Origin of the sequence: Paraglaciecola chathamensis S18K6 (genome assembly GCA_000314955.1) — a bacterium.
GTDB classification, from domain to species: Bacteria; Pseudomonadota; Gammaproteobacteria; order Enterobacterales; family Alteromonadaceae; genus Paraglaciecola; species Paraglaciecola chathamensis.
Genome location: BAEM01000006.1, coordinates 16,176 through 31,683, shown reverse-complemented (window position 1 = coordinate 31,683; position 15,508 = coordinate 16,176). Strand labels below are relative to the sequence as shown.

Below are 15,508 nucleotides of genomic sequence, written 5' to 3'. Positions count from 1 at the left end.
ATTATATCGCTCTTAATCTATTGTATCTTTTGTCAAAAGCCGTTGCGCCACCTTCCATAATATCGCAGACATGATCTCTGATTTCTTGTTCACACAAGCCCCCAGCTTTCAATACCTGCACTTGACCAGCATGAAAATGAAGAACATTTACGAATTCAGCATCACCGTTAACAACAATATTAGGATTATGCGTCACCATAATAATCTGTCTACGTTTTTTGTTCTCATGAATTTGTGACACAATAAGTTGATAAATTAACGCATTATCTAAGTCATCTTCAGGCTGATCGACAATAATTGGATTATTACCATGGCTGAGTAAAAAAGCTAAAATAGCAGCAGCTTTTTGTCCTGCCGAGCCTTTTTCAATGTTTTCAAACTTAGCTTTTTCAATATCTTTTGCATACTCTACAATAAGTTGGTCATCAGGCCACCAGGTCATTAAGCGGTCAAAAACTTCAGGCTGTTGTGAAAACTTTTGTACAAGTGAACTCTTTAAGCGATTATCAATTCGATATTGCGTTGCTTCTTTTCCTAAAGCCAAAGCGGATATTGCATTCTTTAGCTCGTGAGTTTCACTAGATGTCTCTTTCAAACTTAAGTCACTAGTGAGCAATTTAAACAACAGACTATTCGTTTGATCATCTTGATAAATGGAAGTAGCAAAACTACTCTCCACACCAATACACCCTCTAAACTGTGCTTCCACATTAGCTTTATTTGCAAATGGTAATAGCTTCATTTTGACATATCGACTACCGCCAATAACGTTTTGAATAAATTTTTGGCGCTTTCTTTGTAATCGTCTTCTCAATATATATAGTTTCTTAAATGATTTATCACGCTGAGATTTTTTAGTTGCTAAATTAACTTGAACAGTTTCTAACTCTGCTAATTGAGTGTTAATGTCATTTCTTTGAGTAAGCCAAGCTTCATATTGTTCAGGATTTAATTCTTCCCCTTTCTCAGCATACTCTTGCACAATATTTTCATATTGCTGTGTGGTTTCAACACCGTTATTAAACCAATTTGATTCACTAATTGCCTTTTCACGATCTTGTTCAGCTTTGGTAATCAACTCTTTTATTGTTGCCAATTCAGTTTGAACAACGGTTAAATCACCTTTAAATTTCGCTTGTATTTCTTCTAATTCTGTAACGTAAGCAGGTTTATTTGCACCTTCTTCTACTAATGTAAGCTCAGCAAATTCTTCAGATAACATATTATCTATGGAATCAATTAAGCCTGCTACACCAGCAGAATTTTCAACTTTCTGTTTTTCAAGTGTAAAGGTTTGATAGGCATTAAATATATCTTTATGGCCACCTTGTTCAAAACTTTCTATATCACTATTTAAATCATCTTTCTGTGATTCAAGAGTACTTTTATTATCCAAACGCTCTTGCAATTGACGTGCTTCGCGACAAAAACCTAAAAATCTATTTAGTTCGGTATCAAATTGATATTTCCATGCAGAATGATTCACCTCGTTTGAACGATCAATAATTTCTAATAAACTATTCGTATTGCTAGCTAAGGAGTTAATTTGTTTTTGGCTATATAAACTAACGTGAAATCGTTCTTCTGGCTTTCCGTTGTCACGAGACCAGGTATTTTCATGAAACTTATTGATGTATGGTGGTATATTGTATTTCCATATTGATTGATACGATTCATCTCTTCTTTGTAACTCAACGCTAATTTCAGTGTCAGCTTTGGTTACACCATCCTTAAAAGAACGAATTTCTTCATGAATCTGTGGAAGATTCGATACTTCATTTTCACGCCCTAACGCCAACCGAACAGACTCTATAAACGTAGACTTACCTGAGCCTCTCCCCCCGATAACCGCATTAAAAAGAGGGTGTAGATCAAAGGTCGCAAGCTGGCCTGGAATCCGCCCGCAATGCTGCATCTGTGAAATATTCAAACGTTTTAAAAACAAATCAGGTGTCGAGTTAGGGTCTTCAACACCATTTTCAACACAGAAATCATGATCATGTAAAGCAAGCTTGAGTCCATTAATTGAAGGCTGACTCATTTTTATCCAAGAGTAGCCTTTACCTAAACGACTACACTCATGTGCATCTGATCCCTGAAGTTTAGCTAAATGAAAACAAGCGCTAGCAAGTTCTGGATTAACGGTGTCCAGAAAGTTTAGGTCAATAAACTCGGCTGCCTCAATTTTACTTAACCAACTCTCTATTTCTTTATTAGTTTTTGTAATGCCATGTAATAAACCTTTAGCACGATCAATATGTGCTGGAATCGCTAGTCCACCTGCTGATTGAACAACACCTATGACTTTATCAACAGATTCAGTAGCACAAGTACCTTCTGCATCACCATGACCTTCAGTAATACCACATTGTCCTAAAACCGCAGATATTTTTGTTGAATCACAAACAGGATCGAAAATAGCAAGTAAGTGAACACGTGTTTGCCCTGTACTCACTGTTATTTCACATGCAGGAAATAAACAAATTGGGCGATACCATTCGGATGATTGATCAAGTTCAGCATATGTCGCTTTTAATCGATCTATCCAAGCACCTGAAACATGATCAGCGATAGCTACACAGTCTATTTTTTCTACCATTAATGCTTTAAGCCAATCGGTTTCTGTCTCTTCCGGCCTTTTATAATCTGATGATGCTGGTGTATGCGTATGAAAATCAAACTTATACCACCGACTTCCTAAATATTCATTACTCATAATTCAATCGTCCCTGATATTAATTTAGGCAACAACATGTCGCGTTGTTGTTTAAGGTTTTCATTTTTTCTTTTAAGAACATTGATCTGATTATGTTTAACGGCAACAATTTCTTCAAACTTATTAATCAGCGCTAGTGGCGGAGCAATGACAGGGCTACCATGAACATCATTTCTATTTAAAGTTGGCACTGAAGCACCAGAATTAAACCGCTCTAACCCAATGCTATCAAGAAGATAATAGGCATAGTGTGCAGTGCAATTCTCAAACTTTTTAACCCATAATGAAGTATTCAAAGGCCAGTGATCTTCTAACACTAATTTAACGATGCCTAACGTTCCTGATCGACCGGTGACAATCCCAGGACCTTTAGCTTTAATTTCATCATGGTAGCCAGTTAAACCTGATGCTGCGTAAATTGGAACACCACCTTCATTATTACGCTTCGCCTTTGGAAGATCGAAGCCACGTTGTAGTGTCACGTAATCATCCAAACGCTTAACCTCCCAACCTTCTGGGATTTGGCCTAGCGGCGAGTCGGTGAGTTTTGGGTTGCCGTCTGCATCAAGGTTATCTTCGTGGTTTGGATAGCGGAAGTTAACAAACCATTCACGGTAAAGTGATTGCGCCATGTCTTCTAAAATAGCGATACGGCGGTTGTTGTTTTCGATTAGGTTGTCGTAGTTAGATAGAGTATCTACGATTCTTTTTTGCTGTGGCAGTGGCGGACAGTTTATTTCGAAGTTCTTAATAGTACCTTGATTCAAATTTCTTTGTGCACCACCTAAAGCTAAATTGACTATGGTTTCTCTATGATACTTTAGGCTATAAAATAAAAATAGTGGCAAGCACTTATCTTGATTGGCAACCATAGCACAACTAGCCTGATTACTTGCGGCATCAATTGCTGTTATTGCTACACTCCCTATAGTTCTGCCGTCGCCATACATAGCCATTAGGACTGTGTTTTTAGGGTAAATTTTCGCAGAAGATTTTTTAATTGCTTCCTCTGTTATTTTTTCTACCGCATCGTAAACAAACCATCCTTTTAACTCACCAGTTTTTAACCACGGTATATCTCCAGTATAGAAGTCTGGATTCTTTCGAGAGGGAGTTCCACCGCTTGTAACATTAATACATAAGTCTTCAATACGTGCTTGCGGCATATTTTCTATAACAACCATAAACTAACTTGCTCCCAACAACTGAGCTACATTATCTCCAATACAAGACTCAAGCTCATGTGCCTCTGTATTCAATACTTCTAGCTGTTCCTGCAATGCTGTTAATTTAACAGTAAAGTCCTCGTCACTTTCTTGCTCACCTTCAGCGACACCTACATAACGGCCAGGATTTAAGCTGTATCCTTGTTCAATAATCTCAGCCTTAGTGGCCACTTTACACAAACCAGCGATATCTTGATAAGTCAGTTCGCCACTATCATTAGCAAAGAAATCGTCTAACTTAAATTTACCGTCATTACCTGTATCAGGGTGAGTTTCTAGGTAAGTATTATCAATATATTGACCACGGTATAAGCGCACAATATTGGCGATAAAATTAAGTTGCTCGCTGGTGTAGTCTCGCACTGCACGAGTCACTTGGCGGAATATATGGCGAGCGTCGATAAACAATACATTGTCTTTGTTATGCGCTGGTTTGTTTTTATCTAAAAACCATAAAGCACAAGGTAAGGTTACCGTGTAAAAGAAGTTACTAGATACTGCCACCATGACATCTACGCCATCATCCTCAATGAGTTTTTGACGGATTTCTTGCTCCGAGCCACGGGCGTCACTGGCAGAGTTTGCCATAACAAAACCTGCACGGCCTTTTTGGTTAAGTGCTGAGTAGAACAGTTGGATCCACAGATAGTTGCCGTTGTCATTTCGGGGCATACCATAAGGGAAGCGATGTTTATCATCTTTTAACCGGTCTTTTTGGATCTCATTAACGTTAAATGGTGGATTTGCCATAACATAGTCAAATTGTCCATGTTGTTTACCGCCTGTTACCTCACCTTTAGCAAGTTCAAACGGGTCTTCGTAATAAGAGTTACCTTCACGGATATCTCCTTGCAAGCCGTGAACGGCAAGGTTTAGCTTAGATAAACGAACAGTATCACCAGTTTTTTCTTGCCCGAATACAGACAACTCATCAGAGGCATCTTTATTGTGCTTTGCAACAAAATCGGCAGAGCTGATAAACATACCACCACTACCACAAGCAGGATCAAACACTTTACCGTGGTAAGGTTCAATCACTTCTGTGATTAACATTACTAATGCTGAGGGCGTGAAGAACTCACCACCACCTTGACCCTCTGTTTTAGCAAACTCATTAAGGAAGTATTCATAAATTCGACCGAAAATATCAGAGCCAAGGCTGAAGTCGATATCGTTAAAGTTTTTAAGCAAGCTTTTGAGTATATCGTTTTCAAAGCGAGTATAAGTTTTAGGCAGCGCATCTTTAATTGCCTCGTTGTCAGCTTCAAGCGCTTTCATGGCGTTGTTAACATTAATTCCGATGTTTGAACCTTCTGGTAATGCCAATAAATTCGAGTAAAGCGCATCATCCGGTACATACATAGCGCCTTCTGCTTGAACTTTTGATTTAATGCCATCACCAGATAAACTACCTCCGCGACGACGTGAACTGGTTTGCTCTTCAATCTTACTTTTTGCGAGTGAAAAACGATATTCAGCATACTTAAGGAAAATTAAGCCTAGTATTGGCCTAGAATACTCTTGCGCGGTTAAGCCTGTGTTAGCTCGTAGTGAGTCAGCTGCTGACCATAATCGTTTTTCTAATTCTTCTATCTTTTTAAAATCTGCCATTTTTATAATCCTTCTTATAATTCCCTTTACTTAAGGGGTAATGTATCAAATATGAGTTAACCTATATACAAACTGAACAGTGCGACCATCCTAATGATGTTTGGCGAGTAATAAGTTCAACTTTTGTTGAGACTTATCAAAATCAGCTTGATATCGTTTTAATATTTTTAGTTCTTGTGCAATGTCTAGCTCTTCGATTTCAGCTTGTTTCACGATGTAGCGAGAAATACTTAACTCATTATTTTGTTGCCTAATTTCAGGCATAAATACAGCTTTATAACGCTCGTCATCAGCTATCTTTCCTGCCGCTAAATCAGCTATTAAAACAGCATCTTCTTCTGAAATAGCTATACGGTTTTTGTTATTTTGACCTATTTCACTGGCGTCAACGAATACCACCGGAGATCCAGCAGGTTTATTTTTGTTAAGCACCAAAATAACAGGAGGGATGCCTGTGCTATCTAAAACATTGGCGGGCAAGCCAATAACAGCTTCTAGTAATTCGTGTTCTAGCAAATACTCCCTTACTTTTGCGTCGTAACCGCCTCGAAATAAAAAACCTTGAGGTAATAGAATGTAACCTTTACCCGTGTCATTTAATTTACTTAAAGCTTGTTGTATCCATAAGCTGTCACCTGCGGTTGCTGACACAGAGTTACCTGTAGGTACTTGGATAAAAGGGGACTCCGCAAGTTGACGGCGTACATCAGCGCCAAATTTTGAAGAAAATGGCGGTTCCATTATTACAAGATCAAACTGTTGCTTATGTTCAAAGGCCGATTCTAAAAGTGAATCTGTATTCGATAGCGTGAAACTTTTGTTTTCAAGCGCTAATAATCGGTAAGCTGTAACATAGGTGCTATGATTTTTTTCTTCCAAATATAGCGCTTCGGTGTTTAAGCTAGAAGAAAGCCTTGCTAAACCACATGCGCCGTCATACAAAGTTTTCTTACTACAGGTACCGACGAGTGCAGTAAAAAGTCTTTCCATGTTCAAGTTGGCTGAATCTACAGAGTACCTGCCAAGTGTCTGAGCACTTAACTCTCTTAGCGCACTAGCAAGAAGATCAAAGTTTGTAATAGTCGCAATAACATTAACAACATGGTTAATGATCTTTCCGTCAATTCTATAATGCTCTGGTGCTGCGCATACTTCCGCTGGGTGGATGTGTTCTAGCACCTTTCCAGCCTCTATCAGCATGTCTAATTGTTTAGCATGACCACTATTCACAATGATTTTGAATGAATCAGGGTTTTCTTTTGCAATAAAAGCCACATAAGAAATCAATTCTAATATATGGGATACTTCCATTGAGCTGCGACTGCTATCTATTAGGTTCCATAACTGTTTAGTTAAGTTTTCCATTACGCGACTCCTTTCATAAGCTGACTAATACAAGCTGTAGCGACTTTCTTCTGCTGTTCAGCTAGTTTAATTGTTGCTTGATAAGCTTGGTTACTTGCATTAAAGAGCTCAGCGATTTCAGACTGTTTACTCAGCTCTGGTAGCCCAATCTCCATCTTTTTAATGTTTGATAAGTTAATATTCTTAATTGTTGCCCCTGTACTAGTGGCATCTAGCAGGCTTTGACCGGTTGGTGAATTAAAGTAGGCTACAAGTACCTCGCCAAGTAACTCATTGTTGTTTGGTCTAAGTAAAATAAAGTTAGCTGAAGCAATAACATTAAGCTTGGCAATACTTTCCGTTACGTACCCCGCTCGAATTGAATTACCTTTGGCAAGAAGCACCACATCACCTTGTTGTAATAGGAAACGCTGAATATCCTTACCGTCTTTTATTGTTACTTGACTCAGCTGTTGCTCAATAATTTCTCCGTTCAGGTTTACAGAGCTGCCTGTTAACAAGTGCAATGCACCTTCAACGTTGCTTTCATTTTTTTCAAATAGTGCGTTTGTTGCACCAGTAGTTAATTCATTGCATAACACCTTGATAGTTTTCATATTATCTCCAGTTCGTTTTCAACCTACGAATTAGGTTGTTAAGGTGATATTAGTTAACAATTGAATTTCCTGCAAGTAGTTTTTTGATTTATTTTGATTCGTACTTGTAAAACGAATTGGTAGGCCACTGGTAAATATTAAATAAATCCACCATACCCATGGTTTTTAAAGGGGGTACTTGTATTGCGAGTCTAGATTTGTGTGTTTACCTTTTAATTCGGATAATTTGTTGTGTAACAGATAATTGATTTACATTTGTTAATAATTACCAGCAGCTAAATGGTTTAATAAAGAGTTATTCTTTGATATTTTGTCAATCATTTATTTTAAAAAGACCATTAAATACAAATAGTTACGTTTATTTTTCATTGACCGCATATTTTTCATGAATTAAGATTCTTCTAAGTAACCGTAATAATGATGATATGAACTCACATTGCTAATTCTCCTATTCGTACATCAGGCTTGGCTACTTGATTTAGATTCAGCGTATTAATAGAAAGCGAGACGGGATAAATCATGGAGTACGATACAAGTCTTAAGATAGCGTTAAAAAATATCAGCAACTGGATAGCAGCTAAATCTCTTTACTACAGTCCAGAGCGCAAGAAGTATTTATACGGATTCTATGCTGGCCTAGGGAATTTTGACGTATACGAGTTGCCAGGCGAATATCAATGCTTAGTTTCAAATAGCAGTCTTAAAGGTAGTAAGCTACATGCTGTTGTTTTATCGACACTCCCTATTGAGCATACCACTACAGATGAGATGAAAGCCTATGAGACTTCAATTCGCTGTGTATTCAGCGCTAAATTATACGGATATGAGCACTCCTGCTCTCTACAATCTGCGATAAAATTTGCCTCACTACATCATGCGAGCCAAAAAAGTAAGAGTACCGGCGAGCCATATGTAAACCACTTGATTGAAGTGGTGCAACTCATCCAGCGTTATGAATCAAGTAGCGATGAAAATACTATGATAGCCGCAGTTTTGCATGACATTTTAGAGGATACTGAGGTTACCAGTATTGGTCTCAAGTACCTATTTGGCAGCGAAGTTTCAAAAATAGTACAAGAGCTGACGTGCAACTCAGCGGACAATTCTGATGATAAAAAAATAGCATTACTGAATCAGATTTCCATAGGGAGTAATGCTGCGCAATCAATCAAATTAGCTGACGTAATATCTAACGTATCTTCTCTTCCTAGCCAGTGGTCGCTTGATCGGAAGTTAGCTTATATAGACTGGTGCAAAAAAGTAGCAAAGGTATGCTCATCTTCATCTAAGCCGCTATATGATCAATTTAATTTAAAAGTACAATTAGTAGAAACTGCGGTAAACGACGAATAACAAATAGTTTTAAAATTAAAACATTGGCTGACAGTCACACTCGACGCCAAATAGTACGAACCCGAATATATTGGAACTTAGCTGCACAGCGAAAGTTGCTGTAGCGCGGGTGAATATTTATGATGCTTTAAAATATATTAATACTATTTCACTTGGGGTGGTGATGCTTAAGCTAAACAAGTTCTTCAACCTTTACTGCTGGAGCAATTTTTAATGCAACAGTCTCAGCCGTCTCATCAGAATCGACCACGAATCCCGCCAGATCAGGCAGAATACCACTATATTCTTTAACGTCATCAAATGTGCAACCTTTTAAAACGGGAATTAGAATTTCTTTATTTAGAAGCACACCTAATTCTCTTTCAGTCCAGAATCTTCCGGCTAGATAGGCAGGTGTAAGCACAGCAATCCCTGCTCTGGCTTTTCTAAGACCTGAGTCCATCTGGAGAGACTGACTTCTGCCAGGAATAATAGCTACCTCATCGAACCAAACAGATACCTCTAGTTTTTTTAGCTCATCTCTTAGCTGAGATGCTATCTCATATCCATCTATTTTTGCGTAACTAATAAAAACATCATACTCCTTTGAATCTGACTTTGATATCGCCTCATAGACTCTATCTGCAAGCCTTTCCTCTGTTGGAGTATATCTAATACTACTAGCTGGATTTCTTAGTTGTTGTTTTATCCCCGACAATAGCCGCTTGTTACTATTGTCGTTTTGCGTGTTCTGTCGGTTTACTTCGGAATTAAAACTCTGAACCCTTTGAAAATTTGATCTATTCTGTTCTGCAACTTTGCGATTGTAATCATTTACTGCTTTTACTTGAGCTTTATTTGCCGTATTCACTTTTGTTACTTCGCGGTTGTAATCATCCACGATTTTCTTTTGAGCACGGGCAACGTTGCGATTGTGTTGGTCTATCTTTCTTTGTTGTTCTCTAGCTTCTCGTTGGAGCCTCTGTTGAATTTGTCTGATCTGAGCGTTAGCTGACACGATAATTTCCCTGATTGTTTTTTGAACACATAGACGAATATTAAAGCAAATTAAAATTGAGTCCAACAATAACTGTATATAAAGACATGAAAATTGGTAATCGACCTTAATGTAAATGCCTGTTGGAAAATCAATAACCCATTCAAAATTGCTTCACTTGAGGTTAATTGCATTAAAGGTTCTAATTGTAATGTCGAATAGGTTGAAGGTTCACGGTGACATTTTTAAAGTCAATTTGATTTGTAAGGACAAACTTTATTGTATTTTAAAGCACCTTGTGGACAAGCATTATTGTAATTCTGTGCGTATGTGGTCAAACTTAATTGTCAATAATAATTCATAGCGGACAAACTTTATTGTCTGCGCACATTGATTTGATAATACAAGAAGAGCTGTATCAGGCTACACATGAGTGATTTATTCTTATGTATTTCTTTGGGCTGCGTTTTCGTGTTTTTTTGCGTGAAACCTATTTTCGCCTCACGCCTTCATCGCTAGGTTGGTAGCTGCTGGGTTGTTTGGGTTTCAAAGCCCATTTCAGCTAGCCATTTTCGGGCGTCTGATTCGCTACTGAAACGACGGATCGTGACATGGTCTTTCACTTCTTCGGTCGCTTTATTGATTAGGTACTCTTTCAGTACATTAGCGCTAAATACTTCTGCTGCCACGTACATACCTTGGCTGACACACCAACCAGCGACACGTCTTACTATCGGTGCAACCGAGGGGGTGCTGAGCTCCCATTCATCAAACGACACTAAATGAGCAAACCTGGTAGCAGACACGTTTGGGACCACTCGGTGCATCTCCTTTTCAAAGCTTAACGCTACTTGCTCTGACCATTGGCCTAAAATATTTGTGACGACCACTTGGCCGTCTATCTTTACGTTGAAATACGCCGACATAAACTCTCTCGTTAATATGTTGCTTATCTGACTATAAGCCAGAATTCGAAATAATAAAAAAGTGATAAGCGATGGTTATGGATTTTACGTTACTTTGACCGCTTATATTTTGAGCCTTCGTACAGTACATAAGACAGTTCTGGTTTAGACATTAGCACTCTTTGTTCCCACGCTGGTGGACTACCGTATTTTTGCTTGAGAAAGTTAAGGAATATACGGGCCTTCATGGGGGGATTACAGGTGCCCCACGTTTTAAGGGCGTTCGGCAAAATTGCATTCTGGCAAATTAATAAACCCGCCCTTTATCAGGGCGGGCCTATTGCATTTTTTCGTTAAGCGGAGCGCTTTATTGCTCTAATGCACCGAGCAAAACAATGTCGAATGGGGTATCTAAAATGACTTGGTTGTCATGTACCGTCACAGTTGTGCCGGAGTAATACTCTTTTAGCTCAGTCCCTTCTTTAAACAACTTATGCAGCTCTATTACTTTACTGCCTTTAGGCATGCCAATGGCCACTAATACTTGGTCAGCTGCGTTTTGCTTTGTTGCCCCAAGGGTACGTTGAAAAACATAGGGTTTTTCTTGCAGCATTTTATGCACGCCTGCACCCACTGATAAATGCGCGTGGCGAAACTGTCCCAGTTTTTGCCAGTGCTTGAGCAATTGCTGGGTGTACTGCTGTTTTGGCGTTAGTTGTTCGGCGTTGTTGTCAGCAGGTGGTAAGTCTTGCCAATTCATGAATGAGCGCCAGGTGGCATCTCCCACCGCGTCTGGATAGGTTAAATTTCTGGCTAATTCGTCGCCGTAATAAATTTGTGCAGAACCTGGGGCTAACATTAGTTTTAGCGCTGCTTGATAAGGATGCTCACGTTTGGGATCGAACGGTTCAGGATCGTCATGAGAGACCACGTAATTTTGTACACTGACGCCCTGTAGCGCACCTTGGTTAAGCTCGTGAGAGTAAGTGCTAAAAATCTGTTCCATGTCTTGTTCAGCATGTGCAGCAAAACCCATATTGATTAGGCTGTCGAAGCCATTTGCAAAGAAGTCTACCTGCTTATCACCATAGTCATATAGGCGCGTTCCCTTGGGGGTATTTTTGAATCCATCAACGCCGAAGTGCATTACCTCACCGACCATGAAAAAGGGCTTGTTGTCACTGGCCTGCTCGGGGTGTTCAGCTTTCCATTGTGCTAATGCTGTGGTGCCTTCTGCTTTTACGATTTTCCAAACATCGGCTTCTACATGTTTGGCGGTATCTACTCGAAATCCGTCAATTCCGTATTCACGTACCCAATCGGTTATCCATTTAGTGATGTAATATTTAGGCGCTCTAGGCAATTCAGTGCGTTCGAAAAAAGCATTTAGCTCTGCTAGTTCTTGTTCTAAACGCCCTTCAGACCGCCACTTTTCAATCAGAAAAGGAGGAAGTGTCACGGGAGCTTCTGATTCAGTTCGAATATCTGTGAGGCTGCTGGCCAAAGCACACTCTACGTTGCCTTGGTATGAATCCCAACTGCAGTAGGGTTTGGTTCGCACCCATTCATCTGGCCATGCCACGTCTTTGCTCGTTTTAGGGCCAGTATGATTAATGATAACGTCGGCTAATACTTTTATGCCATGGGCGTGAGCAGTAGCAATCATTTCAGCCATGTCTTGTTCGGTACCAAAGTTAGGGTCAATAGCAGTCCAATCTTTTATCCAATACCCGTGAAATGGGTAACTGCGACCCCATTCATCGTCCCAGCGACCGTGAATTTGTTCATTTAGTGGGGTAAGCCACAGCACATCAACGCCTAATTCGGTAAAGTAGCCGCTTTTTATTTTCTGGGTGACCCCTTTAATATCACCGCCCATAAAGTTTCGAAGCGTTGCGCCATCAGGTTTGCGATCAAATTGCTTATCATTGCTTTTGTCACCGTTGGCAAAACGGTCGGTCATCATGAAATACACGGTAGCGTTTTGCCAGAACGGGTCGACTGAGTTGCTCTGCGGGGCAGGGGAAGCCAACGTAGATGCACTATTTAGCATGAACATTATTAGCACACACCTATAGGCAAGTTGATATGCGCTTTGCGCTTTGTGGTAGTGAGTAAGCATTGAAGTATCCTTTTGGGTTGCCCAATTGTTCACACCCTGGGCAGTACATAACGGAAAGGATCATTATTTGTTACTCGAAAAGAAATGGACAGCCTGTGCATACGTATTCAGCTAAATGGGCAATGTTTGAGTGCCGCAGTTTAGGGTGCTTTATTTGCCGTTGACGTTTGTGTTATTGGCGTTAACTGTTAGATTATAAAGTACTAATTTACAAAAGTTTGACGCCTGAAGTGACGAAAAGGGTAATTGTAAATACATTAAGGTCAGGAGTAGCACAATGAAAGATGTTATGACTGTGAATCACCCGAGTGTGTATTTTGCAGAATATAAACAAATGGATTGTTCCGCTGAGTTTGTACGCCCGAACACAGTAACGGTTGTGCTTTTTCTGCTCTGTTTTGCCTTGTGTTTTACTTCGTTAACCTCTGCAGCGGATGAACGAACCATTCTTTATCCTATGCCAGAGTCAGCTCATGATCAGCGTCCTTTGTATCCAGTGCGGCTGCTCGGATTGGCAATAAGCAAATTAGAGAAACCCTATCGCTTAAAGCAAAGTAGAGCGCTAATGACTCAAACCAGAGCGCTGCGCATGATGGGCCAAGCGAATGCGCCCGATATCGTATGGTCAATGACAACCCAAGAGCGAGAGAATGCTTATATACCTATTCGAATTCCCATTTATAAAGGGCTTATAGGGTGGCGTTTATTTTTGATCCATGCTGGCCAGCAAAGCACCTTCGATGAAATAGATAGCCTGTCAGATTTGCAAAAATTAACCGCAGGTCAAGGACACGATTGGCCGGATAGCTATATCTTGAATAACAGTGATATTGACGTGATGTCATCCTCAAAGTATGAGCGTTTATTTGAGATGCTTAATAAAGAGCGATTTAATTTCTTCCCGCGCTCCGTAATTGAGATATGGGATGAGCTAAGCGCGAGGCCTCACTACAATCTTGCCGTCGAAAAAGGTATTTTACTGCGCTACCCAGCGGCCATTTATTATTTTGTGCATAAAAATAATGCACAGTTGGCGACTGATATACAGCGCGGTTTGCAGCTAGCAATAGAAGATGGTTCTTTTGAGCAGATGTTTTTGAAACACAACGAATGGTTAATTGAGAAGGCGTGTTTAGACGAACGCCATATCATTGATTTACCGAACCCACTGTTGCCACCGCTAACACCAGTGCATAACGAAGCACTTTGGTATCATATTGGCGAGTAATTTGGTGTTATAATCGTGCCTCATTTTCACCAATAACACGTGTTACAGGCAGTCTAATGAATGAAGAACAAGCTCTTGGTAAATTAACTACTCGCACTTTAGCCATGCCAGCAGACACAAACGCTGCCGGTGATATATTTGGCGGTTGGGTACTTTCGCAAATGGATATCGCCGCGGGTATTTGCGCTGGGCAACGTGCTCAGGGGCGTGTGGTAACAGTGTCGGTAGACAGCATGAGCTTTATTCGTCCGGTTCATGTGGGGGACATTTTAGGGCTTTATACCAGTGTGGCTGAGTTAGGGCGTACTTCTATGGTGATCAACGTTGAAGCCTGGGTAAGGCGAGATCGCATCGGGCTACGGGAAAAGGTCACCCAAGGGCGTTTTAAGTTTGTGGCGATTGATGAGAATGGCGTACCTAGTCAATTACCGCCAGAGAGTGAATTACCTGATTACGTGTTAGAGAATTTTTAGCGCGCGTTTTACCTAGGGCAAGTTGCTATATACAGCGACAGTTGATTCTGTCGCTGTGATAACAGATACAAAAACTGAGTTGCTCAGATTAGAATGAGTAGCGTGCTGATACACCCATAATATCGTTGTCATCTGATGTGCGATACGAAACACTAACCGCGGCAGCAGGGGTAAAGTAATAACTTGCCCCTAAATTCAGATAGGTATCGTCGTCATCGTCCAAATCGATGTACGATACGCCGCCATCAAGTTCAATGTTAGGGGTGACACGAGAGCGGATCCCAGCGGTAAGGCCATAACCGTTTTCGTCATAGTCTTCTAGCTCGGCTTCTTCATAACTGACCAAACCGTAAACGTCGGTGTTGCTAGATGCGGCCATGCGATAGCCTAAACCTAAGCTAAGTTGGTTAAAATCAACATCGCTATTTGCTATTTCATCAGAAGTATCCGTGTAGGAGCCATTCACAAATACGTTTTTGCCGACTAACGCAGAGCCGGATACTTTAAAGCCGTCTGGCTCGTAGTCGCTATTATCGACGTCAATTTTTGCATAACCACCTTCAACGTAGTTGAAATCAGGAGAAGCTGCATAAGCAGTAGGAACGGAAATAACAGTTGCTGCGATTAACGCAATTTTTGTCGCTTTCATTGGAAATCCTTAATACTAAGTTGAGATAAATGAGTAACAGAAGCGAAGGGCTAGCATGGTCTAACCGGACTTAGGATACGATTTTTGCTCCTGCTCTCGCTCCTATACATGATGTTAAGCAACTGATTTTCAATAGAAAAACTTGTCTTTTATGAGAAGTTTTTTTAGTATCCAAACGTGAGGAATTGTTAAGGAATATGTAACTCTCGCTTTTTCAATTAGTTGAGAAGGTATAGCTGGCGTTAAACCCGAACGAGCAGCTTCTTTTTAGTCAGGGATTTAAGGAAG

12 protein-coding genes are annotated in these 15,508 nt (G+C 40.1%); 3 read left to right on the top strand and 9 right to left on the bottom strand.

The window, feature by feature from the left end; genetic code table 11:
• Position 1: 1 nt before the first annotated feature.
• From GCHA_RS01395 to GCHA_RS01375, 5 genes are all read right to left on the bottom strand, one after another.
• Positions 2-2,716 (bottom strand): TrlF family AAA-like ATPase, encoded by a 2,715-nt coding sequence (locus tag GCHA_RS01395; protein ID WP_007984246.1) that lies wholly within the window; start codon positions 2,714-2,716, stop codon positions 2-4.
• Positions 2,713-3,900, bottom strand: a complete 1,188-nt coding sequence (locus GCHA_RS22360; protein WP_007984245.1) for a restriction endonuclease subunit S — start codon at positions 3,898-3,900, stop codon at positions 2,713-2,715. The genes GCHA_RS01395 and GCHA_RS22360 overlap by 4 nt, the downstream gene beginning before the upstream one ends.
• A 3-nt stretch (positions 3,901-3,903) precedes the next feature.
• Positions 3,904-5,553, bottom strand: a complete 1,650-nt coding sequence (locus GCHA_RS01385) for a type I restriction-modification system subunit M (protein WP_007984243.1) — start codon at positions 5,551-5,553, stop codon at positions 3,904-3,906.
• A 90-nt stretch (positions 5,554-5,643) separates the two neighbouring features.
• Positions 5,644-6,918, bottom strand: coding sequence for an N-6 DNA methylase (locus GCHA_RS01380; RefSeq protein WP_007984241.1), 1,275 nt, complete (start codon positions 6,916-6,918; stop codon positions 5,644-5,646).
• Positions 6,918-7,514 carry a restriction endonuclease subunit S gene (locus GCHA_RS01375; RefSeq protein WP_007984240.1) on the bottom strand — a complete coding sequence of 199 codons (597 nt, stop codon included), beginning with the start codon at positions 7,512-7,514 and terminating at the stop codon, positions 6,918-6,920. Before GCHA_RS01375 ends, GCHA_RS01380 begins: the two co-directional genes overlap by 1 nt.
• A 519-nt stretch (positions 7,515-8,033) precedes the next feature.
• Here GCHA_RS01375 and GCHA_RS01370 point away from each other — a divergent pair.
• Complete coding sequence (locus GCHA_RS01370; protein ID WP_007984238.1) at positions 8,034-8,867, top strand: HD domain-containing protein; 834 nt, start codon at positions 8,034-8,036, stop codon at positions 8,865-8,867.
• A 172-nt stretch (positions 8,868-9,039) separates the two neighbouring features.
• On the opposite strand, the gene GCHA_RS01365 is transcribed toward GCHA_RS01370, so the two are convergent.
• The 3 genes from GCHA_RS01365 to GCHA_RS01355 form a co-directional block, all read right to left on the bottom strand.
• Positions 9,040-9,864 carry a toll/interleukin-1 receptor domain-containing protein gene (locus GCHA_RS01365; RefSeq protein WP_007984234.1) on the bottom strand — a complete coding sequence of 275 codons (825 nt, stop codon included), beginning with the start codon at positions 9,862-9,864 and terminating at the stop codon, positions 9,040-9,042.
• A 494-nt stretch (positions 9,865-10,358) separates the two neighbouring features.
• The gene (locus GCHA_RS01360) at positions 10,359-10,769 is read right to left on the bottom strand and encodes a hypothetical protein (RefSeq protein ID WP_007984233.1); all 411 of its coding nucleotides are present in this window, start codon (positions 10,767-10,769) and stop codon (positions 10,359-10,361) included.
• A gap of 346 nt (positions 10,770-11,115) precedes the next feature.
• Positions 11,116-12,807 (bottom strand): alpha-amylase family glycosyl hydrolase, encoded by a 1,692-nt coding sequence (locus GCHA_RS01355; protein ID WP_318248903.1) that lies wholly within the window; start codon positions 12,805-12,807, stop codon positions 11,116-11,118.
• A gap of 340 nt (positions 12,808-13,147) precedes the next feature.
• Between GCHA_RS01355 and GCHA_RS01350 the strand changes: the two genes are divergently transcribed.
• Together GCHA_RS01350 and GCHA_RS01345 are read left to right on the top strand one after the other, a co-directional pair.
• Positions 13,148-14,098, top strand: coding sequence for a transporter substrate-binding domain-containing protein (locus GCHA_RS01350; RefSeq protein WP_007984229.1), 951 nt, complete (start codon positions 13,148-13,150; stop codon positions 14,096-14,098).
• Between the two features lie 56 nt (positions 14,099-14,154).
• A complete protein-coding gene (locus GCHA_RS01345) occupies positions 14,155-14,571 on the top strand; it encodes an acyl-CoA thioesterase (protein WP_007984227.1) in 417 nt (138 codons plus the stop codon).
• Positions 14,572-14,659: 88 nt separating this feature from the next.
• Here the strand turns inward: GCHA_RS01345 and GCHA_RS01340 are convergent, their stop codons facing one another.
• Positions 14,660-15,220 (bottom strand): porin family protein, encoded by a 561-nt coding sequence (locus GCHA_RS01340; RefSeq protein ID WP_007984225.1) that lies wholly within the window; start codon positions 15,218-15,220, stop codon positions 14,660-14,662.
• Positions 15,221-15,508: the final 288 nt, after the last annotated feature.

What these genes read in the sequence shown, in the direction of transcription:
- GCHA_RS01395 (WP_007984246.1), bottom strand. Translation starts at nt 2,716, where the DNA reads ATGAGTAATGAATATTTAGGAAGTCGGTGGTATAAGTTTGATTTTCAT.
- GCHA_RS22360 (WP_007984245.1), bottom strand. Translation starts at nt 3,900, where the DNA reads ATGGTTGTTATAGAAAATATGCCGCAAGCACGTATTGAAGACTTATGT.
- GCHA_RS01385 (WP_007984243.1), bottom strand. Translation starts at nt 5,553, where the DNA reads ATGGCAGATTTTAAAAAGATAGAAGAATTAGAAAAACGATTATGGTCA.
- GCHA_RS01380 (WP_007984241.1), bottom strand. Translation starts at nt 6,918, where the DNA reads ATGGAAAACTTAACTAAACAGTTATGGAACCTAATAGATAGCAGTCGC.
- GCHA_RS01375 (WP_007984240.1), bottom strand. Translation starts at nt 7,514, where the DNA reads ATGAAAACTATCAAGGTGTTATGCAATGAATTAACTACTGGTGCAACA.
- GCHA_RS01370 (WP_007984238.1), top strand. Translation starts at nt 8,034, where the DNA reads ATGGAGTACGATACAAGTCTTAAGATAGCGTTAAAAAATATCAGCAAC.
- GCHA_RS01360 (WP_007984233.1), bottom strand. Translation starts at nt 10,769, where the DNA reads ATGTCGGCGTATTTCAACGTAAAGATAGACGGCCAAGTGGTCGTCACA.
- GCHA_RS01355 (WP_318248903.1), bottom strand. Translation starts at nt 12,807, where the DNA reads ATGTTCATGCTAAATAGTGCATCTACGTTGGCTTCCCCTGCCCCGCAG.
- GCHA_RS01350 (WP_007984229.1), top strand. Translation starts at nt 13,148, where the DNA reads ATGAAAGATGTTATGACTGTGAATCACCCGAGTGTGTATTTTGCAGAA.
- GCHA_RS01345 (WP_007984227.1), top strand. Translation starts at nt 14,155, where the DNA reads ATGAATGAAGAACAAGCTCTTGGTAAATTAACTACTCGCACTTTAGCC.
- GCHA_RS01340 (WP_007984225.1), bottom strand. Translation starts at nt 15,220, where the DNA reads ATGAAAGCGACAAAAATTGCGTTAATCGCAGCAACTGTTATTTCCGTT.